The organism is Pseudomonas sp. IPO3747 (assembly GCF_013385245.1).
Classification (GTDB): domain Bacteria; phylum Pseudomonadota; class Gammaproteobacteria; order Pseudomonadales; family Pseudomonadaceae; genus Aquipseudomonas; species Aquipseudomonas edaphica.
On record NZ_JACAQL010000009.1, the window covers coordinates 494513 to 515765 of the forward strand.

General features: G+C 60.0%; 21 protein-coding genes. 11 read left to right on the plus strand and 10 right to left on the minus strand.

Translation table 11 applies throughout. The features are described from left to right. Positions 1-211: 211 nt before the first annotated feature. Positions 212-658, plus strand: coding sequence for an azurin (gene azu / locus HX790_RS15365; RefSeq protein ID WP_017138443.1), 447 nt, complete (start codon positions 212-214; stop codon positions 656-658). Between the two features lie 124 nt (positions 659-782). On the opposite strand, the gene nadE is transcribed toward azu, so the two are convergent. The 3 genes from nadE to HX790_RS15380 all read right to left on the minus strand — a co-directional run bounded on the left by nadE (position 783) and on the right by HX790_RS15380 (position 3930). Then, positions 783-1610, minus strand: coding sequence for an ammonia-dependent NAD(+) synthetase (nadE, locus tag HX790_RS15370; RefSeq protein ID WP_065930662.1), 828 nt, complete (start codon positions 1608-1610; stop codon positions 783-785). Between the two features lie 3 nt (positions 1611-1613). Further along, positions 1614-2828, minus strand: a complete 1215-nt coding sequence (gene pncB, locus HX790_RS15375; RefSeq protein ID WP_017138441.1) for a nicotinate phosphoribosyltransferase — start codon at positions 2826-2828, stop codon at positions 1614-1616. A gap of 214 nt (positions 2829-3042) precedes the next feature. Further along, positions 3043-3930: a LysR family transcriptional regulator gene (locus HX790_RS15380; RefSeq protein WP_176991759.1), complete on the minus strand. Its 888-nt coding sequence runs from the start codon at positions 3928-3930 to the stop codon at positions 3043-3045. 153 nt (positions 3931-4083) lie between these two features. On the opposite strand from HX790_RS15380, the gene HX790_RS15385 reads away from it, so the two are divergent. From HX790_RS15385 to HX790_RS15425, 9 genes are all read left to right on the plus strand, one after another. Beyond that, entirely contained in the window at positions 4084-5574 is a 1491-nt protein-coding gene (locus HX790_RS15385; RefSeq protein ID WP_017138439.1) for an aldehyde dehydrogenase family protein, read from the plus strand. 156 nt (positions 5575-5730) lie between these two features. Continuing rightward, positions 5731-7014: an FAD-binding oxidoreductase gene (locus HX790_RS15390; protein WP_017136074.1), complete on the plus strand. Its 1284-nt coding sequence runs from the start codon at positions 5731-5733 to the stop codon at positions 7012-7014. A 374-nt stretch (positions 7015-7388) separates the two neighbouring features. Further along, on the plus strand, positions 7389-8525 hold the full coding sequence (locus HX790_RS15395; protein ID WP_017136075.1) for a branched-chain amino acid ABC transporter substrate-binding protein: 1137 nt from the start codon (positions 7389-7391) through the stop codon (positions 8523-8525). Positions 8526-8757: 232 nt separating this feature from the next. Next, a complete protein-coding gene (locus HX790_RS15400) occupies positions 8758-9672 on the plus strand; it encodes a branched-chain amino acid ABC transporter permease (protein ID WP_017136076.1) in 915 nt (304 codons plus the stop codon). A 2-nt stretch (positions 9673-9674) separates the two neighbouring features. Continuing rightward, the gene (livM, locus tag HX790_RS15405) at positions 9675-10952 is read left to right on the plus strand and encodes a high-affinity branched-chain amino acid ABC transporter permease LivM (protein ID WP_017136077.1); all 1278 of its coding nucleotides are present in this window, start codon (positions 9675-9677) and stop codon (positions 10950-10952) included. Beyond that, positions 10949-11824, plus strand: a complete 876-nt coding sequence (locus HX790_RS15410) for an ABC transporter ATP-binding protein (RefSeq protein WP_017136078.1) — start codon at positions 10949-10951, stop codon at positions 11822-11824. The genes livM and HX790_RS15410 overlap by 4 nt, the downstream gene beginning before the upstream one ends. After that, on the plus strand, positions 11821-12537 hold the full coding sequence (locus HX790_RS15415; RefSeq protein ID WP_017136079.1) for an ABC transporter ATP-binding protein: 717 nt from the start codon (positions 11821-11823) through the stop codon (positions 12535-12537). Before HX790_RS15410 ends, HX790_RS15415 begins: the two co-directional genes overlap by 4 nt. A gap of 800 nt (positions 12538-13337) precedes the next feature. Beyond that, positions 13338-14105 (plus strand): SDR family oxidoreductase, encoded by a 768-nt coding sequence (locus HX790_RS15420; protein WP_017136080.1) that lies wholly within the window; start codon positions 13338-13340, stop codon positions 14103-14105. Positions 14106-14341: 236 nt separating this feature from the next. Further along, a complete protein-coding gene (locus HX790_RS15425) occupies positions 14342-15247 on the plus strand; it encodes a cation diffusion facilitator family transporter (protein ID WP_017136799.1) in 906 nt (301 codons plus the stop codon). A 102-nt stretch (positions 15248-15349) separates the two neighbouring features. Here HX790_RS15425 and HX790_RS15430 read toward each other — a convergent pair whose 3' ends face one another. The 5 genes from HX790_RS15430 to ureE form a co-directional block, all read right to left on the minus strand. Next, positions 15350-16459 carry an AGE family epimerase/isomerase gene (locus HX790_RS15430; protein ID WP_017136798.1) on the minus strand — a complete coding sequence of 370 codons (1110 nt, stop codon included), beginning with the start codon at positions 16457-16459 and terminating at the stop codon, positions 15350-15352. A gap of 171 nt (positions 16460-16630) precedes the next feature. Then, complete coding sequence (locus tag HX790_RS15435; protein ID WP_017136797.1) at positions 16631-17203, minus strand: HupE/UreJ family protein; 573 nt, start codon at positions 17201-17203, stop codon at positions 16631-16633. A gap of 23 nt (positions 17204-17226) precedes the next feature. Next, positions 17227-17841 carry an urease accessory protein UreG gene (ureG, locus tag HX790_RS15440; RefSeq protein ID WP_017136796.1) on the minus strand — a complete coding sequence of 205 codons (615 nt, stop codon included), beginning with the start codon at positions 17839-17841 and terminating at the stop codon, positions 17227-17229. A 9-nt stretch (positions 17842-17850) separates the two neighbouring features. Beyond that, the gene (locus HX790_RS15445) at positions 17851-18525 is read right to left on the minus strand and encodes an urease accessory protein UreF (protein WP_099548109.1); all 675 of its coding nucleotides are present in this window, start codon (positions 18523-18525) and stop codon (positions 17851-17853) included. Continuing rightward, positions 18522-19022, minus strand: coding sequence for an urease accessory protein UreE (gene ureE, locus HX790_RS15450; protein WP_017136794.1), 501 nt, complete (start codon positions 19020-19022; stop codon positions 18522-18524). Before ureE ends, HX790_RS15445 begins: the two co-directional genes overlap by 4 nt. Before the next feature lie 339 nt (positions 19023-19361). Here ureE and HX790_RS15455 point away from each other — a divergent pair, with 339 nt between their 5' ends. Continuing rightward, on the plus strand, positions 19362-19850 hold the full coding sequence (locus HX790_RS15455; RefSeq protein WP_017136793.1) for a C40 family peptidase: 489 nt from the start codon (positions 19362-19364) through the stop codon (positions 19848-19850). Positions 19851-19856: 6 nt separating this feature from the next. Here the strand turns inward: HX790_RS15455 and HX790_RS15460 are convergent, their stop codons facing one another. Then, complete coding sequence (locus tag HX790_RS15460) at positions 19857-20489, minus strand: TetR family transcriptional regulator (RefSeq protein WP_017136792.1); 633 nt, start codon at positions 20487-20489, stop codon at positions 19857-19859. Positions 20490-20653: 164 nt separating this feature from the next. Beyond that, positions 20654-21064, minus strand: a complete 411-nt coding sequence (locus HX790_RS15465; protein ID WP_017136791.1) for a hypothetical protein — start codon at positions 21062-21064, stop codon at positions 20654-20656. Positions 21065-21253: the final 189 nt, after the last annotated feature.

The following is a 21253-nucleotide window of genomic DNA, read 5'->3' on the forward strand; positions in this document are numbered from 1 at the left end:
TTGAAGAACTGATTGAAGTGCATGGCAGACGCTCCGGTGGGTGATGGAGCGATCATAAGCGGGTGGCGGTTGTTTGGCTGGTAGATTGTGTTGATCAGTCTGATAGCCTAAAGTTGTATACAATCTGTTGATTCAGATCATAAGAATTTCAGCCTGCTTGGGGCACCCTAGTCGCAATACGCGTTTTTTAAACCCTGCCTTGGAGATTCACATGTTTGCCAAAATCGTTGCTGTTTCCCTGCTGACACTGGCGAGCGGCCAGTTGCTTGCTGCAGAGTGCGCGGTCACTGTTGATTCCACCGACCAGATGTCCTTTAACACCAAAGAAATCACCATCGACAAGAGCTGCAAGAAGTTCACCGTGAACCTTGAACACTCCGGCAGCTTGCCGAAAAACGTCATGGGCCATAACTGGGTGCTGAGTTCCGCCGCCGACATGCCGGGCGTTGCCAGCGACGGCATGGCCGCCGGTATCGACAAAAACTACCTCAAAGACGGCGACACTCGCATCATCGCTCACACCAAGATCATTGGTGCTGGTGAGAAAGATTCGGTGACGTTTGATGTGTCGAAACTGGCGGCCGGCACGGATTACGCGTTCTTCTGCTCGTTCCCGGGCCACATCTCGATGATGAAAGGCACTGTGGTAGTCAAGTAACACCGCGTTATCGTTCATCGCAGGCAAGCCAGCTCCCACATTTGACCGGTTTCCAACAGGGGAACTCGGTCAAGTGTGGGAGCTGGCTTGTCGAATCGTCGCACCGCTGCGATTGCGGTCTACCTCACGGCGCGAAGGGCATGACGCGCTTGTGCTCAGTCTTGCGATACGTGTCGCAGATAATCTTGAACGCTTCCTCACGCACCGGCTCGCCGTGCAGGAACGCATCGATCTCGGCGTAGGTCACGCCGTGTGAGGCTTCGTCCGGTTTGCCCGGCGACAGGTCTTCAAGGTCGGCAGTCGGGATCTTCTCGACCAGCGACTCCGGCGCGCCAAAGTGCCGCGCAATCGCGCGCACCTGGTTCTTCACCAGCCCGCTCAACGGCGCCAGGTCGCAGGCACCGTCACCGAACTTGGTGAAAAAGCCCATCACCGCTTCCGCTGCATGGTCGGTACCGATCACCAGGCCACCGGCCGCGCCGGCGATGGTGTACTGCGCCACCATGCGCATGCGCGCCTTGGTGTTGCCCAGCACGAAATCACGCGACACCGCCGCCTTGCCTTCAAACGCCGCCACTTCATTGGCCAGGGATTTAACCGCCGGGCCGATGTTCACGGTGTGGCGCTCGTCCGGGTCGATAAAGTCCACCGACGCCTGGGCGTCGTGTTCGTCGAACTGGGTTTCGTAGGGCAGGCGTACCGCGATAAAACGGTACGCCTCATCACCTGTGCTGGCACGCAGTTCTTTCATTGCACGCTGGGCCAGCAGGCCGGCGGTCAGCGAGTCGACACCGCCGCTGATGCCCAGCACCAAGCTCTTGAGCCCGGAATTGCGCAGGCAGTCCTGGATAAACCCTACGCGGCGCGCCACTTCGGCCTCAAGGGCGGCCTGGTCGTTGAACGGTGCTTGGACCTTGAGCTGCTGCGCAATCTCACGCTGTACGGCTTGCATGATTCACTCCTTGCTGGAAAGGGCAGGTACTTTAAAAACGTGACGCAAATAGGCGACAAAATTGGGGTCGGTGCAGTGGGTCTTGCCTGCCTCATCGGAAATCTTCGCCACGGGCTGGCCATTACAGGCAGTCATTTTAAGCACGATGCTCATCGGTTCAACACCCGGAATGTCACAGGTCAGGTTGGTGCCGATACCGAAGCTGACATTAATGCGACCGCGCAATGCGCGGAAAATCTCCAGGGCCTTGGGCAGCGTCAGGCTGTCGGAGAACACCAGGGTCTTGCTCATCGGCTCGATACCGAGCTTGTGGTAGTGGGCGATGGCTTTTTCGGCCCATTGAATCGGGTCACCGGAGTCGTGGCGCAGGCCGTCGAAGAGCTTGGCGAAGTACAGGTCGAAATCGCCCAGGAACGCGTCGGTGGTGATGCAGTCGGTCAGCGCGATGCCGAGCAGGCCACGGTATTCGCGTACCCAGCAATCGAGGGCGGCGATCTGGCTGTCGATCAGGCGCGGGCCGAGTTGTTGGTGGGCCATGATCCATTCGTGGGCCATGGTGCCCAGCGGTTTCATGTCGAACTCGCGGGCCAGGTGCACGTTGCTGGTGCCGACAAAACGCCCGGGGAAGTCGTGCTTGAGCACGCTGACCACTTCTTCCTGGACGCGGTACGAGAAGCGCCGGCGGGTGCCGAAGTCGGCGACTTGCAGCTCCGAGAGCTCTTCGCTGCTGGCATTGGCGGACAGCCAATCGAATTTGCGGTACAGCTGTTCGCGGGCCTGTTCGAGGATGACGGTCTGGTAGCGGTAGCGGTTACGCACTTCGCTGACGATGGCCAGCATCGGCACTTCAAACAGGATCACATGCAGCCACGGCCCGCGCAGGCGGATAAACAGCTCGCCGTTCTCGATGCCGGTTTGCACGTAGCGCAGGTTGAAGCGAAACAGCCCTAGAAAGCGCAGGAAGTCCGGCTTCATAAAGCTGATGCGTTCCAGGAAGCCCAACTGGTCGGGGCTCAGGCTCAACTCGGCGAGGCGTTCGATCTGGTAGCGGATTTCCGCCAGGTACGGGCGCAGGTCTTCACTGTTGCGGCAACGAAACTCCCATTCAACTTCCACGTTCGGGTAGTTGTGCAGCACCGCCTGCATCATGGTCAACTTGTAGAAGTCGGTGTCGAGCAGGTTCTGCACGATGCGATCGGCAAACACACTCTCGCTCATAACGGGAATCTCCAGACGGGTCGGCGATGGGCGCCGGCCTTTACGCACAATTAAGGAAGGGTGCTAGTGGCGCATAGACCTGTAGGGTTTTGCCAGTGATTTTTTCAGTGCGGCCACTGGCCTCATCGCAGGCAAGCCAGCTCCCACACTTGAAATGCATTCCAAAGGTGGGAGCTGGCTTGCCTGCGATGACGGTGGTGCAGCCCAAAAAGAGCTAAACCTGCTCCATCATCCACTTCACAAACTCACGCACCTTGGGCACCTCCGCCGAATGCTCGGGATACGCCAGGTAATACGCATCCTGGCTGGGCATCGCATGCTGCCAGGGAATCACCAGCTTGCCCTCGGCCAGCTCTTCCTCCACCAGAAAGCGCGGCAACAAGGCCACGCCACAGCCGACCTGCGCCGCCCGAATGCACATATAAAAGGTATCAAAACGCGGCCCGTGGTAGCTGTGCTCGGTCTGGTAGCCCTGGCTGGCGAACCAGTCATGCCAGCCTTGCGGTCGCGAGGCGTTTTGCAGCAGCACCAGGTTGCTCAGTTGCGTGGGGTCGGTGAATGGCTGCGCAGGCAAGCTCTCTGGCGCACACACCGGCACCAACTCTTCGCTGAACAGTTTCAGGCTCTCGGTGCCCGGCCGTGAACGCTGGCCGAAGTAGAAAGCCATGTCGGCCTTGCCTTGCAACAGTTCGTCCGGCTCCTGCTCGTTGCACAGGTCCAGGTGGATCTGCGGGTGACGCAAACGCCAGCCCTTGAGGCGCGGCACCAGCCAGCGCGCGCCGAACGTGTAGGGCGTGGACACGCGCAGCACTTCGGTCTCGCCGCCGTGGGAGCGCAGGTAGTGGGTGGACATCTCCACTTGCGTGAGGATTTTGCGCACTTCCACCAGGTACAAATCCCCTGCCGGGGTCATCTGCAAGCGGCGGCGCACCCGGCGAAACAATAGGTGTTGGAGCAATTCTTCCAGCTGCGCGACCTGCTTGCTCACCGCGCTTTGCGTGAGGTTCAGTTCCTCGGCAGCGCGGGTGAAGCTCAGGTGGCGGGTGGCGGCTTCGAAACACTGCAGGGCGGTGATCGAGGGCAAATGTCTTTTATTCAGCACGGCACGCCTCTTTTTATTCTTTGCATGAGTAAACGGAATGATATCTCGCCTAATCGTCGTTTGTTGGCAAGTCTTGGGCCAGCTACAAATAAGGTCTGGATCGCCGTGTCTGTGGCGGCGCGAATTTTCTGTTTGAGTTTGAAGGAGTGACCCATGGTTGCCGCATTGCTTGACCGTCTCGGGGTAAACCCGGCGCTGTACCAGTCGGGTAAACAGCCCGTGCATTCGCCGATTGATGGCAGCCGTATCGGCAGTGTGCACTGGGAAGGTGCCGCTGAAGTGGAGCAGCAGGTCAGTCGCGCCGAGCATGCATTCGAGGCCTGGCGCAAGGTGCCGGCACCGCGTCGCGGCGAGCTGGTGCGCCAGTTCGGCGATGTATTGCGCGAATATAAAGCCGACCTGGGCGAGTTGGTGTCGTGGGAGGCCGGCAAGATCACCCAGGAAGGCTTGGGTGAAGTGCAGGAGATGATCGACATCTGCGACTTCGCCGTGGGCCTGTCCCGCCAGTTGTACGGCTTGACCATCGCCTCCGAGCGCCCAGGCCACCACATGCGTGAAACCTGGCACCCGCTGGGTGTGGTCGGCGTGATCAGCGCCTTCAACTTCCCGGTCGCCGTGTGGGCGTGGAACACCACGCTGGCGCTGGTGTGCGGCAACGCGGTGATCTGGAAACCCTCGGAAAAGACCCCGCTGACCGCCTTGGCCTGCCAGGCATTGTTCGAGCGCGTACTGAAGAAGTTCGACGGCGCCCCCGACTACCTCAGCCAAGTGATCATTGGCGGCCGTGACGCCGGTGCGGCGCTGGTGGATGACCCGCGCGTTGCGCTGATCAGCGCCACCGGCAGCACGCGCATGGGCCGCGAAGTGGCGCCGAAAGTCGCCGCACGTTTCGCCCGCAGCATCCTTGAGCTGGGCGGCAACAACGCGATGATCCTCGGCCCAAGCGCCGACCTCGACATGGCCGTGCGCGCCATTCTGTTCAGCGCCGTCGGCACTGCCGGCCAGCGTTGCACCACCTTGCGCCGTTTAATCGCCCATGAGTCGGTCAAGGAAGAAATCGTTACCCGTCTCAAAGCCGCCTATTCCAAAGTGCGCATCGGCCACCCGCTGGAAGGCAACCTGATCGGCCCGCTGATCGACAAGCACGGCTTCGAGAACATGCAGGACGCCCTGGAGCAAGCCTTGAGCGAAGGCGGCAAGGTGTTCGGCGGCAAGCGCCAGCTGGAAGACAAGTTCCCGAATGCCTACTACGTGTCGCCGGCCATTGTGGAGATGCCCGAGCAAAGTGACGTGGTGTGTACCGAAACCTTCGCGCCGATTCTGTATGTGGTTGGCTACAGCGACTTCACCGAAGCCTTGCGCCTGAATAACGCCGTGCCGCAAGGCCTGTCCTCGTGCATCTTCACCACCGACGTGCGTGAAGCCGAGCAGTTCATGTCGGCGGTGGGCAGTGACTGCGGCATCGCCAACGTCAACATCGGCCCGAGCGGCGCGGAGATTGGTGGCGCGTTTGGTGGTGAGAAAGAGACCGGTGGTGGGCGTGAGTCGGGTTCGGATGCATGGCGCGGGTATATGCGTCGCCAGACCAATACCGTGAACTACTCGTTGGAGCTGCCCTTGGCCCAAGGCATCACCTTCGACTGATCCCCCAAGTCGAAGTGGGATCAATGTGGGAGCTGGCTTGCCTGCGATAGCGGTGGTGGCTGATACACCGCTATCGCAGGCAAGCCAGCTCCCACATTTGGTCTCATTTGCAATTCAGAACAATAGTTGTTTGTTGGGTCTCATCGGAGTCTGGCAATGGCACTACGCGAAACATGTTTATGGGAACAACTCACCCCAGGCCGGCCCGATCGCGCCGCGCTCAAGGGCGAGGTCAAGGTTGATGTGTGCGTGATCGGTGCCGGTATCACCGGCTTGTCGGCCGCCATTCACCTGCTGGAGCAAGGCAAAAGCGTCGCCGTGCTGGAGGCTCATCGCACCGGCCATGGCGGTTCGGGGCGTAACGTCGGGCTGGTCAACGCCGGTATGTGGATCCCGCCGGACGAGATCGAAGCGGGTTTCGGCGAAGCGGTGGGCAGCCAGCTCAACCGCATGCTGGGCGCGGCGCCGTCGCTGGTGTTCAGCCTGATCGACAAATACAAGATTGATTGCCAACTGCGCCGTGAGGGCACCTTGCACATGGCGCATAACGCCCGTGGCGAGGCGGATTTGCGCAGTCGCGAAGAACAGTGGAAGCGCCGTGGCGCCCCCGTCGAGCTGCTGACGGGCCAGGCGTGCGAACAGGCCACCGGCACCAAAAAGATCGCCGCCGCCCTGCTGGACCGGCGTGCCGGCACCTTGAACCCAATGGCCTACACCACTGGCCTGGCGAATGCGGCTGTGGGACTTGGCGGGCAACTGTTCGATCATTCGCCGGTCACGCAACTTGAACGCCAAGGTGCACTCTGGTCGGTGCAGACCGCCCAGGGTTCAGTGCAGGCGGCGCAAGTGGTGATCGCCTCCAACGCCTATACCGAAGGCGAATGGACCGAGCTGCGGCGCAACTTCTTTCCCGGTTACTACTACCAGGTCGCCTCGGCCCCGCTGACGGACGAAGCCGCGCAACATATCCTCCCCGGCGGGCAGGGCTCGTGGGACACACGCCAGGTGTTAAGCAGCATCCGCCGCGACGCGGATGGCCGCTTGTTGCTCGGCAGCCTGGGCAATGGCAACCAGAAACCGACGTGGTTCCTCAAGGCGTGGGCCGATCGGGTGCAGCAGCATTACTTCCCGTACCTCAAATCGGTGCAGTGGGAATGCACTTGGACCGGCTGCATCGCCTTCACCCCGGACCACCTGATGCGCCTGTTCGAGCCGGCCCCCGGTCTGGTCGCCGTCACCGGTTATAACGGCCGCGGCGTGACCACGGGCAGTGTGGTGGGCAAGGCCTTTGCCGACTACTTATGTCACCAGGATCCCCAGGCGTTGCCGATCCCGTTTGCGCCGATGCAACCGCTCGCCGGAGTGGGCCTGCGCAGTTGCCTGTATGAAGCGGGGTTCTCGCTGTATCACGCCGGGCAATGCCTGCGGATCGTGGTCTGATCAGCGAAATACCTGTCAAAAGCCTGCATCTTCTTAGCAGGCTACTAATCTGTATTGGTGCAAGTCGTAGCAATCACGCACTGTAAATGTGCAGTTCCGTTACGCACATTGTTACAGCTGTAGGAACTGTCGTTTAGGCATCCGGTTGCAGGTGCGACCTGCCAGGGTTGTACTTTTTGGATTCATTGGTTGCACCTTTCGATGCTAGACGGTTGCACGTACTGGCAAAGGGAGTCGAAACGCCTGTAATAACAATGACACCGTGTCTTTTTGAAGAATAAAAAAGTAATGGCACGCGCCTTGCTCTGGGCTTTCCTGTGAAAGTTTGACGCGAATTCGTAGTGCCAATAAACAAAAACCTCGGAGCACCACTCATGTCCCAGACGTTTTACAAGAAAGGTTTTCTGGCCCTCGCCGTTGCAGCGGCGTTGGGTGTTTCTGCGTTTGTTCAAGCTGATGTGAAGATTGGCGTGGCAGGCCCGATGACGGGCGCCAACGCAGCTTTCGGTGAGCAGTACATGAAGGGTGCCCAAGCGGCAGCCGATGTTATCAACAAGGCCGGTGGCATCAACGGCGAGCAGATCAAACTGGTTGCCGGTGATGACGCCTGTGAGCCCAAGCAAGCCGTGGCCGTGGCCAACCGCCTGGCCGACCAGGACAAAGTGATCGGCGTGGTCGGGCACTTCTGCTCCTCCAACACCATCCCGGCGTCAGAGGTGTACGACGAAGCGGGCATCATCATGATCACTCCGGGTTCCACCAACCCGCAGGTTACCGAGCGTGGCCTGAGTGCCGTATTCCGTATGTGTGGCCGTGACGACCAGCAAGGCATCGTGGCCGGCGACTACATTGTCGACGTGCTCAAGGGCAAGAAAGTCGCGGTCATCAACGACAAGGACACCTACGGCAAAGGCCTGGCCGATGCTACTGCTGCCCAGTTGACCAAGCGCGGCGTCAAGCCGGTGCTGGAAGAAGGCCTGACCCGTGGCGAGAAAGACTTCAGCGCCCTGGTCACCAAAATCCGCTCCACTGGTGCGGACGTCGTGTACTTCGGCGGCCTGCACCCGGAAGCCGGTCCGCTGGTTCGCCAGATTCGTGAAGCCGGCCTCAAGGACGTCAAGTTCATGTCCGATGATGGTGTCGTGACCGACGAACTGGTGGCCACCGCTGGCGGCAAGCAATACGTGGATGGTGTGTACATGACTTTCGGCGCCGACCCGCGCCTGCTGCCAGACAGCAAAACCGTGGTGGAAGAGTTCCGTAAAAACGGCACTGAGCCAGAAGGCTACACCCTGTACGCCTACGCCTCGATCCAGGCCCTGGCGGCTGGCTTCAACGGCGCCAAATCCAACAAGGGCGAAGACGCCGCCAAGTGGCTCAAGGCTCACCCGGTGAAAACCGTGATGGGCGAAAAAGCCTGGGATACCAAGGGCGACCTGAAAATCTCCGACTACGTGGTTTACCAGTGGGATAAAGACGGCAAATACCACCAGTTGGAAAAGCAGAAGTAAGCCTGAGCGCCACATAACCCATGTGTGAGCGGGTTTGTGTGGGAGCTGGCTTGCCTGCGATACAGGCACCTCGGTACTTCAGTAATACCCAGGTGATGCAATCGCAGGCAAGCCAGCTCCCACACAGGGCCCCGCTCCCACAGGGAGTGGTGTTGATATCGATATCTGTCTTTTCCTCCAGAAGCGCCGCGCACTCAACCGTGTGCAGGTGCTCACCGCGTGAGATTGCGTTATGGATGGTATTTTCCTGCAGCAACTGGTCAACGGCCTGACCCTCGGGTCGGTCTACGGCCTGATCGCCATCGGCTACACAATGGTCTATGGCATCATTGGCATGATCAACTTCGCCCACGGCGAGGTTTATATGATTTCCGCTTACCTCGCGGCGATCAGTCTGGCACTGCTGGCTTACTTCGGCATCGAATCCTTCCCGCTGCTCATTCTCGGCACTCTGATCTTCACCGTGGTCGTCACCGGCGTGTACGGTTGGGTCATCGAGCGTGTCGCCTACAAACCGCTGCGTAACTCCACCCGGCTGGCACCGTTAATCAGCGCCATCGGTATCTCCCTGATCCTGCAAAACTATGCGCAGATCGCTCAGGGCGCGAAACAACAAGGCATTCCAACCCTGCTGGCCGGCGCCTGGCGCGTCGATATCGGCACGGGCTTCGTGCAGTTGACCTACACCAAGGTGTTTATCCTGGTGGCCGCGTTTCTCGGCATGGGCCTGCTGACCTACATCATCAAATACACCAAGCTCGGCCGCATGTGCCGCGCCACCCAGCAAGACCGCAAGATGGCCTCGATCCTGGGCATCAACACCGACCGCGTGATCTCCTACGTGTTCGTCATCGGTGCCGCCATGGCCGCCCTGGCCGGCGTGCTGATCACCCTCAACTACGGCACCTTCGACTTCTATGCCGGCTTCATCATCGGCATCAAGGCATTTACCGCAGCGGTACTCGGCGGCATCGGCTCCCTGCCTGGGGCGATGTTGGGCGGGATCATCCTGGGTATCTCCGAGTCGTTGTTTTCGGGGTTGATCAACTCTGACTACAAAGACGTGTTCAGCTTCTCCCTGCTGGTGGTGATTCTGATCTTCCGTCCTCAGGGCCTGCTTGGTCGCCCACTCGTGGCTAAGGTGTAAACATGTCTGCTGCCAAATCTATCGATATCAAGAAAAGTGTGGTCGATACGGTCCTTGCCGGGCTGATTTCGTTGATCGTGTTCGGTCCGATTGTCGGCGTGGTCCTCGACGGGTATAGCTTTAACCTCGAGCCTGCGCGGGTGGCCACGTTGGTCGCCATCGTGATGGCCGGGCGCTTTGCCTTGAGCCTGTTCCTGCAAACCCCCAAGGGCGTGAAGATCCTGCAGGGTTTCGAGAGCAGTGGCTCCGGCGTGCACGTGTTGCCGCCGGACTACAAATCGCGGCTGCGCTGGATCATCCCGGCACTGATCGTGATCGCGATCGTGTTCCCGATCTTCGCCAACAAGTACCTGCTGACCGTGGTGATTCTCGGGCTGATCTACGTGTTGCTCGGCCTTGGCCTGAACATCGTGGTGGGCCTGGCCGGTTTGCTCGACCTGGGTTACGTGGCGTTCTACGCCATCGGCGCCTACGGCCTGGCGCTCGGTTATCAATACCTGGGCCTGGGCTTCTGGAGTGTGTTGCCTCTGGCGGCCATCGCTGCCGCGCTGGCGGGCTGCATACTCGGGTTCCCGGTGCTGCGAATGCACGGCGATTATCTCGCCATCGTGACCCTGGGCTTTGGTGAAATCATCCGCCTGGTGCTCAACAACTGGCTGTCGTTCACCGGTGGCCCCAACGGTATGCCGGTGCCTTCGCCGACCTTTCTCGGCCTGGAATTCGGGCGCAAGGCCAAGGATGGCGGGATTCCGTTCCACGAGTTCTTCGGCATCGATTACAACCCCAACATCAAGTTCATGTTCATCTACATCGTGCTGTTCCTGGTGGTACTGGCCGTGCTGTACATCAAGCACCGCCTGACCCGTATGCCGGTCGGCCGCGCCTGGGAAGCCTTGCGCGAAGATGAAATCGCCTGCCGTTCCATGGGCCTGAACCATGTACTGGTCAAGCTTTCGGCGTTCACCATCGGGGCCTCGACTGCGGGTCTGGCCGGGGTGTTCTTCGCCAGCTACCAAGGCTTCGTCAACCCGTCGTCGTTTACCTTCTTCGAATCGGCGCTGATCCTGGCCATCGTGGTGTTGGGCGGCATGGGTTCGACAGTCGGTGTGGTGATTGCGGCGTTCGTCTTGACCGTCGCGCCGGAGTTGCTGCGCAGCTTCTCCGAATACCGCGTGCTGCTGTTTGGCGTGTTGATGGTGGTGATGATGATTTGGCGGCCACGCGGGCTGATCCGCATCAGCCGAACCGGTGTGACCCCACGTAAAGGAGTGGCGCCATGAGCAAAGAAGTCGTCCTCTCAGTGGAACACCTGATGATGCACTTCGGTGGCATCAAGGCCTTGAGCGATGTGAGCCTCAAGGTCAAACGCAACTCGATCTTCGCCCTGATCGGCCCCAACGGCGCGGGCAAGACCACGGTGTTCAACTGCCTCACCGGCTTCTACAAAGCCAGCGGCGGCAAGATCGAACTGAACATTCGTGGCAAGCAGACCAACGTGATCCAGTTGCTCGGCGAACGCTTCAAGGCCGTCGACTTTGTGTCGCCAAAAAGCTTCTTCAGCCGCGTGTACTACAAGATGTTCGGCGGCACCCACCTGGTCAACCGCGCAGGGTTGGCGCGGACCTTCCAGAACATTCGCCTGTTCAAGGAAATGTCGGTGCTGGAAAACCTGCTGGTGGCCCAGCACATGTGGGTCAACCGCAACATGCTGGCGGGCATCCTCAATACCAAGGGCTACCGTAAGGCCGAAAGCGATGCCCTCGACCACGCCTTCTATTGGCTGGAAGTGGTGGACCTGGTGGACTGCGCCAACCGCCTGGCCGGTGAGCTTTCCTACGGCCAGCAACGCCGCCTGGAAATCGCGCGCGCCATGTGCACCCGGCCGCAGATCATCTGCCTGGACGAACCGGCAGCGGGCCTCAACCCGCAGGAAACCGAAGCCCTCAGCGCGATGATTCGCCTGCTGCGCGACGAACACGACCTGACAGTCGTGCTGATCGAACACGACATGGGCATGGTGATGAGTATTTCCGACCACATCGTGGTGCTCGACCACGGCAACGTGATCGCCGAAGGCGGCCCGGACGCGATCCGCAACGACCCGAAAGTGATTGCCGCCTACCTGGGCGCAGACGAAGAGGAGCTGGTATGAGTGCACCTATCCTCGAAATGAAGGACCTGGACGTGTTTTACGGCCCGATCCAGGCCCTGAAAAAAGTCTCGCTGCACATTAACGAAGGCGAAACCGTGAGCCTGATCGGCTCCAACGGCGCGGGTAAATCCACGCTGCTGATGTCGATTTTCGGCCAGCCGCGCGCCGAGTCCGGGCAAATTCTGTACAACGGCGTCGACATTACCCACAAGTCGTCCCACTACATCGCCTCCAACGGCATTGCGCAGTCGCCGGAAGGGCGGCGGGTGTTCCCCGACATGACCGTCGAGGAAAACCTGCTGATGGGCACCATCCCGATTGGTGACAAGTATGCGCAGGAAGACATGCAGCGCATGTTCGAGCTGTTCCCTCGGCTCAAGGAGCGGCGCACCCAGCGCGCAATGACCATGTCCGGTGGTGAGCAGCAAATGCTCGCCATCGCCCGCGCGCTGATGAGCCGGCCCAAACTGCTGTTGCTGGACGAACCGAGCCTGGGCCTGGCGCCCATTGTGGTGAAGCAGATCTTTTCCACACTGCGCGAGCTGGCCGCCACCGGGATGACTATCTTCCTGGTGGAACAGAACGCCAACCACGCGCTGCGCCTGTCGGACCGGGCCTATGTGATGGTCAACGGCGAGATTCGCCTGACGGGCACCGGCAAGGAATTGCTGGTGAATGAGGAAGTGCGCAACGCCTACCTCGGCGGGCATTGATCCCTGCCCCTGATCGTTCCCACGCTCTGCGTGGGAATGCCTCTTGTGACGCTCCGCGTCACGCTTGGGGACGCGGAGCGTCCTTTGCTGCATTCCCACGCGGAGCGTGGGAACGATCATCCACAGGTGTTTTTGGGGTGTTTTCAGTGCTCCCGCCAAATTGTGGAAAACAAATCCAGAGACCCTCCAAAGCGCGACATATAGCCGCCGCAAATCCCTGTTTTGTCACAGTTTTGACTTGTCCCCATCCGCTGTGGAACCGGCTGTGGGTAACGTGGGAGTAGCTGGCTGCAAGCCTTTAAAACCGTGGCTTGCAGCGTGGTGGTTGTTTATTGATCAGCCGGTTTTTGCTGGCCTGCCGAGGGCTTTGTCAACCTGTTTAAAGACACAGGTATATGACTGATTTATGTCGGAACAGCCTGTGGATAAGTCTGTGACTAAACTCTGGAAAGACGGCCGCAGAGGCCGGAATGACTGGCCTGGAGCCATCGTTCGGATTTTCCCTCTTGCCATTGGGCTACATACGCCTTGGCCAAGGTCAAGCAAAAAACTTTCTGAAATCGCCTGCAAGCCTTGTATAGAGCGGCTTGGCGCTTTTTACACTTGCCCCCAAAGACTGTGGGCGCAGTTGTGGATAACCTGCGTGCATATGGCTGCACGCCACGTTCTATAAGGCTTTGCCTGAAGTGATCAAAAAACAACCAGCCGTGTATGAAGTTATGCGCTTAGCGGTTGCTGCAATCGCGGCGTAAGGGCATTCTGCTGGCTGTTTTTTTTCCGATGCCCGCAAGGAGAACACCATGTCCGACACGCTGTTTATTACTGGCGCCACCTCTGGTTTTGGCGAAGCTTGCGCCCGTCGTTTTGCCGACGCTGGCTGGAAACTGGTGCTTACCGGCCGTCGTGCTGACCGTTTGAATGCCTTGGTCGAAGAGCTTTCCAAGCAGACCGAAGTGCATGGCCTGGTGGTGGACGTGCGTGACCGCAAGGGTATGGAGGAGGCCATCGCCAACCTGCCGCCGTCGTTCGCCAAGTTGCGCGGGCTGATCAACAACGCCGGCCTGGCCGTGGGCACCGACCCTGCGCCCAAGTGCAGCCTCGACGATTGGGAAACCATGGTCGACACCAACATCAAAGGCCTGCTGACCACCACCAACCTGCTGTTGCCGCGCCTGATCGCCCACGGCCGTGGCGCCGGCATCATCAACCTGGGGTCCATCGCCGGTAACTACCCTTACCCGGGCAGCCACGTGTACGGCGGCTCCAAGGCGTTCGTGAAGCAGTTCTCGCTGAACCTGCGTTGCGACCTGCAAGGCACTGGCGTGCGCGTGACCAACATCGAGCCAGGCCTGTGTGAGAGCGAGTTCTCGCTGGTGCGCTTTGGCGGTGACCAGGCGCGTTATGACGCGACCTATGCCGGTGCCGAGCCGATCCAGCCGCAGGACATTGCCGACACGATCTTCTGGGTGATGAATACCCCGGCGCACGTGAACATCAACCGGTTGGAGCTGATGCCGGTGAGCCAGACCTGGGCTGGGTTTGCGATTGAGCGTGGGGCCAAGGGCTGAAACTGATTGTTGTTGTTGTTGTTGTTGTTGTGGCGAGGGAGCTTGCTCCCGCTGGGCTGCGCAGCGGCCCCAAAATCTTAGGGCCGCTTCGCGCCCCAGCGGGAGCAAGCTCCCTCGCCACAAGGTTTTCCAGTGTCTCAGAAGGCGTCAAATCGGCCAAAACAGGACATAAGGTACACTCCACTCCTGAAAACCCCTCCGCACTGTGCGGTTTAAAGGTTTTGACGGGAGGAAATGTGAGTAACCGAGGTGAGCAGGCACTGCTCAAACAATCGACGATTCTGATGTTCGCGGTCGCGATCGCCGGGATTGTCACGGGTGTGATATCTGGCGCCCAGTCCATTCTATTCGACGGCTTTTTCTCGCTGATCGCCACCGCCATCAAGGTGCTGATGCTGATCACGGCCAAGCTGATCGCCAAGAAAAGCAACGAGCGCTTCCAGTTCGGCTACTGGCACCTGGAGCCGATGGTGCTGCTGATCGAAGGCAGCTTCCTGTTGTTGATCGCGATCTACGCGTTTCTCAACGGTGTGTTCGGCATCATCAATGGCGGGCGTGAGATTGAGTTGGGACTGGTGATCGTCTACGCGGCAGTGTTTACCGTTGTCGAGTTTGCCTACTTCTTCTACGTGCGCTATCGCAATCGCGAGCTCAAATCTTCACTGATCCAGTTCGACAACATCAGTTGGCTGGTGGACGCGATGCTGTCGGTGGGCTTGCTGATCAGCTTCCTCGCTGCGCTGTTGCTCAAGTCCCAGGGCTATGGCGAGTGGGCGGTGTATGTCGACCCATTGATCCTGATTCTGCTGGCCCTGAGCATGCTGGCGCCGGCGTTCAAGATCCTGCGCCCGGCGTTGCGTGAGGTGCTGGGCATTGCCCCGGACCACTTGGATGACAAAGTGCGCGAAGTGATGGATGCCGCCCAGGCCAGGCACGGTTTTGATGACTACGTGTCTTACGTGCAAAAGCACGGGCGGGCGCGGTTTATCGAGATTCATGTGGTGTTGCCGGCCAATTACCCGGTAGATAACGTGGCGACGCTTGATGGGCTGCGCGAGGAGATATCCACAGGGTTGGGTACGCCGGATGCGGCGCGTTGGTTGACGATCAGTTTTACTGGGGATCGCAAGTGGATTGCATGACAGTCAGGTAGACCGCTATCGCAGGCAAGCCAGCTCCCACATTTGACTGTGTTCACACATCAAAATGTGGGAGCTGGCTTGCCTGCGATGAGGCACTAAAGGTCAACCCAGATGCTGGATCAGCCCCTGATAGCAAGTCGCCAAGTGATACGGTGTAGTCGACGGCATATCCCGCCGGCTCACTGCGCCCTTGGCATCCAGGCATTCATGCCAGCCTTTCTCATGCAAAAAGTTCTGCTGCAGCGCCAGCAATTGGCGTTGCAACACCGCTTCACTGCCCGGCCGCAAGGTCAGCGCCCGCAGGTATTCAGCCTGTGCCCAGATCCGTTGCGTGCCGTCGCGCACGCTGCCATCCAGCGCGAGCATGCCGCTGACCGCGCCACTTAACTTATCCACACCCTTAAGCTCTGCATAGGCAAATGCCCGCGTCAGCGAGGCATGCAAGGGTGTGCCGCGCAGTACCTCTGAAGAGTCGAGCAAAAAGAACCACTCGAACTGGTGTCCTGGCTCAAACCAGTTATCCACAGCGCCCAGCGGTTTTTCCATCATCACGCCGTGCTGGCGGTCGATGAAGCGCTTCTGCAGGGCGGTGGCGAGGTCCAGCAACGCATCCTGGGTGATCGCGTCTTCACGCACGGCCAGGGTGGCGAGGAAACCTTCGGCCAGGTGCATCAGTGGGTTTTGCAGTGGGCCGGACTTGAGCGATGACCAGTTGCGCTCCAATACGGCTTCGTACAGGCCGTCGCCGGTGGCGAAACGTTCGGCGACCACGGCCAGGGCCGCATCGAGTACCGACTCCACCAACGGCTCGCGGACTTTGGCCCAATAGTGGGCGCAGGCGAAGATGATGAAAGCGTGGGTGTAGAGGTCTTTGCGCTTGTCCAGCGGTTTGCCGTGGGCGTCGATGCTGTAAAACCAACCGCCGTGTTCGGCATCATGAAAATGCCGTTGCAGCGAACGAAACAGCGCCGCTGCACGCTCTTCGGCAAACGCTGCACCCGGCTCGCCGATCAGGCTGGCGAACAGGTACAACTGCCGGGCGCAGGCCATGGCGCGGTAGCGTTGCGGGGGCAATGGCTGGTGATTGGCGTCCACGGCCTCGTAGGGCAACGCCAAGTCGGCGTTCCAGCCCGGGCCTTGCCACAGCGGCACGATCAGGGTGTGGAAGTGCGTGAGCACGGCATTCAAGGAAGGTTGGGAAGCGATGGGCATCGGCTGGCGTCGTCACGGCAGAGGTGTAGGCGCGCATGGTAGCAGGCTTGAGTTCTGTGGTGTTTGTGCCACCGCCATCGCAGGCAAGCCAGCTCCCACCTTTGGATCTGTGAACACAGTCAAAGGTGGGAGCTGGCTTGCCTGCGATGGGTGCCTCAGCAGCGACGCAAATCAGCCCGCCAGCAACCAAACCCCGGTTGCCGCCGAAGCTGCCCCGGCAACCCGTACCAGCGGCGCCGCAGCAGCCGGCAGGAAACGCACCACCGCATACCCGGCAGCATGCAGCGCCGCCGTCGCGGCCACAAAGCCGGCCGCATACGCCCACGGGCTGGACATGTCCGGCAGCTCCAGGCCGTGCGCCACGCCGTGGAACAGCGCAAACAACGCCGTCGCCGCCACCGCCACAAACAACGGCGGCCGCACTGCCAGCGCTACCGCCAAGCCCAGCGCCAGTACCGAGGCAGCAATCCCGCTTTCCAGCGCCGGCAGTTCCAGGCCTTCAAAGCCGAGCAGGCCGCCCACCAGCATGGTGCCGACAAACGCGCAAGGCAGTGCCCAGCGCGCTTTGCCTTGTTGCTGCGCGGCCCACAACCCGACTGCGACCATGGCCAGTAAATGATCAATACCGCCCAATGGGTGGCTGATACCGGCCACCAGACCATTATCGCCATGCCCGGGGTGAGCGAAGGCAAGGGCCGGTGCCAGCAGCAGGGCGGCGGTTGCAAGAATTTTGTTGAGTCCCATACAGGCTCCTTTTGGGGGTGTGATCAGGCTGCAGTCAGCAAACCCTGACGTTCGATAAAGGCGACGATTTCATCCAGGCCGATGCCGGTTTTCTGGTTGCTGAACACAAAGGGCTTACCGTTGCGCATGCGTGTGGTGTCGCTGTTCATCAGTTCCAGCGAGGCGCCGACCAGGGGCGCCAGGTCGATCTTGTTGATGACCAGCAAGTCGGATTTGCAAATACCGGGCCCGCCCTTGCGCGGCAGCTTGTCACCGGCAGACACGTCGATCACGTAGATGGTCAGGTCCGAGAGTTCCGGGCTGAACGTGGCCGACAAGTTGTCGCCGCCGGACTCCACCAGGATCAGGTCCAGGCCGGGGAAGCGGCGGTTGAGTTGGTCCACCGCTTCGAGGTTGATCGAGGCATCTTCACGAATCGCCGTGTGCGGGCAGCCGCCGGTTTCCACGCCGATGATGCGCTCGGGCGCCAGTGCCTGGTTGCGCACCAGAAAATCCGCGTCTTCGCGGGTGTAGATATCGTTGGTGACCACCGCCAGGTTGTAGCGGTCGCGCAGCGCCAGGCACAGCGCCAGGGTCAGGGCGGTCTTGCCGGAGCCCACTGGGCCGCCGATGCCGACACGCAAAGGTTGTGTGTTCATGTAGGTCTCCTAGGAACGGAACAGGCGGCTGTATTGGCGCTCATGGGCCATACACGCCAGGGACAGGCCGAACGCGGCGCTGCCGAAATGGGGAGGGTCGATGCGTGCCGCGTCCTGCTGGGCTTGTTGCAACAGGGGCAGCAATTGGCTGGTCAGGCGTTGGGCGGCTTGCTGGCCCAGCGGCAGGGTTTTCATCAGCACCGCCAATTGGTTTTCCAGCCAGCTCCACAGCCACGCGGCCAGGGCGTCATCGGGGTTGATATGCCAGGCGCGGGCGGCCAAAGCCCAGCCCAGGGCCAGGTGGGGTTCATCACGTTGGGCCAGAAAGTGGCGCGCGGCGTCGTCCAGCTCCGGTAAACCGTTGAGCAGCTGTTGCAGGGAATAGCCCATTTGGCGACTTTCCTGATACAGCTCGCGGGTCTCGCGGCTGGCGCGGTGCTCTTCGCACAGCTGCGCCAAATGCGGCCAGTCCTGTTCGGCGGCGGCGCGGCAATGGGCGAGCAACAGCGGCGCTTCAAAACGGGCGAGGTTGAGCAGCAACTGGTCGCTGATCCAGCGCCGGGCGCTGGCTGCATCATTGACGCGGCCGTTATCCACCGCCATCTCCAGGCCTTGGGAATAGCTGTAGCCACCAATCGGCAATTGCGGACTGGCCAGACGCAACAGCGCCCAGGCTGGGTTCATAGACGCACGCCGAACTGGTGCAGTTTGGGCGGGTAATTGAAGTCTTCATCGCCATGACGCGAATGATGATGGCCACCGCCATAGGCACCGTGTTCCGGCTGGAACGGAGCCTCGAGGGTTTGCGTGGTGGCGCCGAGCTGTTCGAGCATGGCTTTGAGTACGTAGTCATCGAGCAGGCGCAGCCAGCCGTCGCCGACTTGCAAGGCCACATGGCGGTTGCCGAGGTGATACGCCGCGCGGGTCAGTTCAAAGGCGTTGCTGCAGGTCACGTGCAGCAGCTGTTCAGGGCGGGCGACCACGCGTACCACGCGCCCGTCTTCCGCTTGCAGGCATTCGCCATCGTGCAGCGGCGGCTGGCCACGCTCCAGAAACAGGCCGACGTCTTCGCCGTCGGCACTGAAACAGCGCAGGCGGCTTTTGCTGCGGGCTTCGAAGTTCAGCAGCAGTTCGGCGGCCCAGAGGGCTTGGGGGGCGATTCGGCGGTGGATCACCAGCATCAGGAGGCTTCCAGCTATGAGCGATAAATGAGCTAGAGCAAGGGGCTTGCCAACCGTGTGTATGGGCGGGAAATCCCTGTAGGCAAGCACGGACATGCCACCGAATAGGGCGTCAGCCAATGGCTGTCGCGCTTCAAATTGGTGCGCTATTGGATTTATAGCACTGGATGGGGGCGCTTTTCGTTGAGAACCGTTGCGTAAAGGATGAAATTTCCTTCATCTGTTTCGCACTGGATTTTTCTAGGATTTGTCCTACGTGATTGAAGGATTTGCCGTTCAAAAAGTTACGCGCTGTTTCATTACGATGTGCGCCGTGTTTAATCCACTGCGACGCCGATCATGTTCAAAGTATTTTTGGTTTCACTTATTCTCAGCTTGTCCTGCGCCGTCATACCGGCCTCGGCCAATTTAAAAGCGCCTGTGGCCTTCGAACCCTCCGCCACCATCGACAACGTGATCGATCGTGCCCATGAGCTGCTCGGCACGCCGTATAAAAGCGGCGGTACCAAGGTTAACCAGGGGTTTGATTGCAGCAGCTTCCTGGTCTACCTGTTCAAGACCGAAGCCAATATCCGCCTGCCGCGCACCACCACAGAAATGCATCGATCAAGCGCCGCGACTGTTCAGCGCGAGGCGCTCAAGCCCGGCGACGCGGTATTTTTCAAAGGCAATGGGCGCGGACAGGTCAGCCATGTCGGCCTTTATATCGGCAAGGGCAAATTCATCCACTCGCCCAGTACCGGCAAACGCGTGCGTATCGATTCATTGAGCAACAGCTACTGGAAAAAGCACTACACCACCGCCAAGCGCTTCCACACGGCGGGCTGACCGGGCTTATTCGGTGCTGCCCAGCCCTTGCCAATGCTTGAGGCCGATAAAGATAAAGCGCAGTTGCTGGGTGATTTTCGCCTGGGGCGTAAGGTGGGCAGGCAGGGCCTGGGCCGGTGGGTCGATGATGTCGGGCAGGGTGGCGAATACACTCTTGACGATCAGGTCGGCCATCACATGTAAGCCGTCGGCATCCAGGTGCTGGAGCTTGGGCATCAACGTAAGGTCGGCAGCCAAGTCGCTGGTGATGTCTTCACGCAGCGCCCCGATGGCTTGGCGCACGGCCAGGCAGCCACCGTATTGTTCGCGGGCCAGGAACAGGAATTGCGAACGGTTGGCTGAAACCACGTCCAGAAAGATCCGCACGGAGGCATCAATGATGCCGCCCATCACGAACTCGTTGTGACGGACCAGGCGAATGGTGGCGCGGAAGGTCTGGCCGACTTCACTGACCAGCACGAGCCCCAGCTGGTCCATATCCTCAAAGTGACGATAGAACCCGGTCGGCACAATCCCGGCGGTCTTGGCCACTTCGCGCAGGCTCAGGCTGCCGAACCCACGGCCACACTCCATCAGATGGCGGGCTGCGTCCATCAAGGCGAGGCGGGTCTGTTGCTTCTGTTCGGCGCGGGGCAGCATCGGCGGGCGGGCTTTGTCGGCAAGTACAGCGACGCACTCTAGCAAAACAGCTTCAGCTACGTCGAACTTGGCGGGATGTTGGGGTGTGATGCAGTTCAGATAAGCGTCAGATAAAAGCAAAAGCCCGATCTTCAGATCGGGCTTTTTTCTCGGCCACCACGGGGTTAGCTCTGTGCTTGATGCAGTTCTTGCAGACGGTCAGCACCGCCTTCAACAACGCCTTCGGTGTAAGCGCGTTTGTGGGCTTGCTCAGCACCGCCTTCTACCAGGCCTTTTTGTTCCAGACGATCACGGCCACCTTCAGCAACGCCTTCGGTGTAAGCACGTTTGTTGGCTTGTTCAGCGCCACCTTCTACCAGGCCTTTCTCTTCCAGGCGGTTGCGACCGTTTTCAGCAACGGCGCCTTTGGCGTAGTCACGGTTTTCGTCTTCTTGCGAACCGCTGCGGGCCAGGGTCTGGCTCGACTGAACGGCTTGAGCTTTGTTCTGTGGGGTAGCTTGTTCAGCGGCTGGCAGGGCAAATGCGCTGGAAGCCAGGACCGACAGCAGAACAGTAGCGAGTACTTGGCGTTTCATGATGGGTTGCTCCTTGGGAGGGCGATAAAGTGGGTACAGGGCTAATGTTACTCTCGAGAAGTCGATATAAAAGTTCATAAACACAATGGTAATAATCAACAGAATTGATTGTTCCCCGCAGAGGCTCTAGAACGCGCCTCTCAAGCCCGCGCTTTTGCACCGTGGTGGGTATTTTCGACACGAACCTGG

Coding starts and splice junctions, on each gene's coding strand:
- azu (WP_017138443.1), top strand. CDS start 212: ATGTTTGCCAAAATCGTTGCTGTTTCCCTGCTGACACTGGCGAGCGGC.
- nadE (WP_065930662.1), bottom strand. CDS start 1,610: ATGCAAGCCGTACAGCGTGAGATTGCGCAGCAGCTCAAGGTCCAAGCA.
- pncB (WP_017138441.1), bottom strand. CDS start 2,828: ATGAGCGAGAGTGTGTTTGCCGATCGCATCGTGCAGAACCTGCTCGAC.
- HX790_RS15385 (WP_017138439.1), top strand. CDS start 4,084: ATGGTTGCCGCATTGCTTGACCGTCTCGGGGTAAACCCGGCGCTGTAC.
- HX790_RS15390 (WP_017136074.1), top strand. CDS start 5,731: ATGGCACTACGCGAAACATGTTTATGGGAACAACTCACCCCAGGCCGG.
- HX790_RS15395 (WP_017136075.1), top strand. CDS start 7,389: ATGTCCCAGACGTTTTACAAGAAAGGTTTTCTGGCCCTCGCCGTTGCA.
- HX790_RS15400 (WP_017136076.1), top strand. CDS start 8,758: ATGGATGGTATTTTCCTGCAGCAACTGGTCAACGGCCTGACCCTCGGG.
- livM (WP_017136077.1), top strand. CDS start 9,675: ATGTCTGCTGCCAAATCTATCGATATCAAGAAAAGTGTGGTCGATACG.
- HX790_RS15410 (WP_017136078.1), top strand. CDS start 10,949: ATGAGCAAAGAAGTCGTCCTCTCAGTGGAACACCTGATGATGCACTTC.
- HX790_RS15415 (WP_017136079.1), top strand. CDS start 11,821: ATGAGTGCACCTATCCTCGAAATGAAGGACCTGGACGTGTTTTACGGC.
- HX790_RS15420 (WP_017136080.1), top strand. CDS start 13,338: ATGTCCGACACGCTGTTTATTACTGGCGCCACCTCTGGTTTTGGCGAA.
- HX790_RS15430 (WP_017136798.1), bottom strand. CDS start 16,459: ATGCCCATCGCTTCCCAACCTTCCTTGAATGCCGTGCTCACGCACTTC.
- HX790_RS15435 (WP_017136797.1), bottom strand. CDS start 17,203: ATGGGACTCAACAAAATTCTTGCAACCGCCGCCCTGCTGCTGGCACCG.
- ureG (WP_017136796.1), bottom strand. CDS start 17,841: ATGAACACACAACCTTTGCGTGTCGGCATCGGCGGCCCAGTGGGCTCC.
- HX790_RS15445 (WP_099548109.1), bottom strand. CDS start 18,525: ATGAACCCAGCCTGGGCGCTGTTGCGTCTGGCCAGTCCGCAATTGCCG.
- ureE (WP_017136794.1), bottom strand. CDS start 19,022: ATGCTGGTGATCCACCGCCGAATCGCCCCCCAAGCCCTCTGGGCCGCC.
- HX790_RS15455 (WP_017136793.1), top strand. CDS start 19,362: ATGTTCAAAGTATTTTTGGTTTCACTTATTCTCAGCTTGTCCTGCGCC.
- HX790_RS15460 (WP_017136792.1), bottom strand. CDS start 20,489: ATGCTGCCCCGCGCCGAACAGAAGCAACAGACCCGCCTCGCCTTGATG.
- HX790_RS15465 (WP_017136791.1), bottom strand. CDS start 21,064: ATGAAACGCCAAGTACTCGCTACTGTTCTGCTGTCGGTCCTGGCTTCC.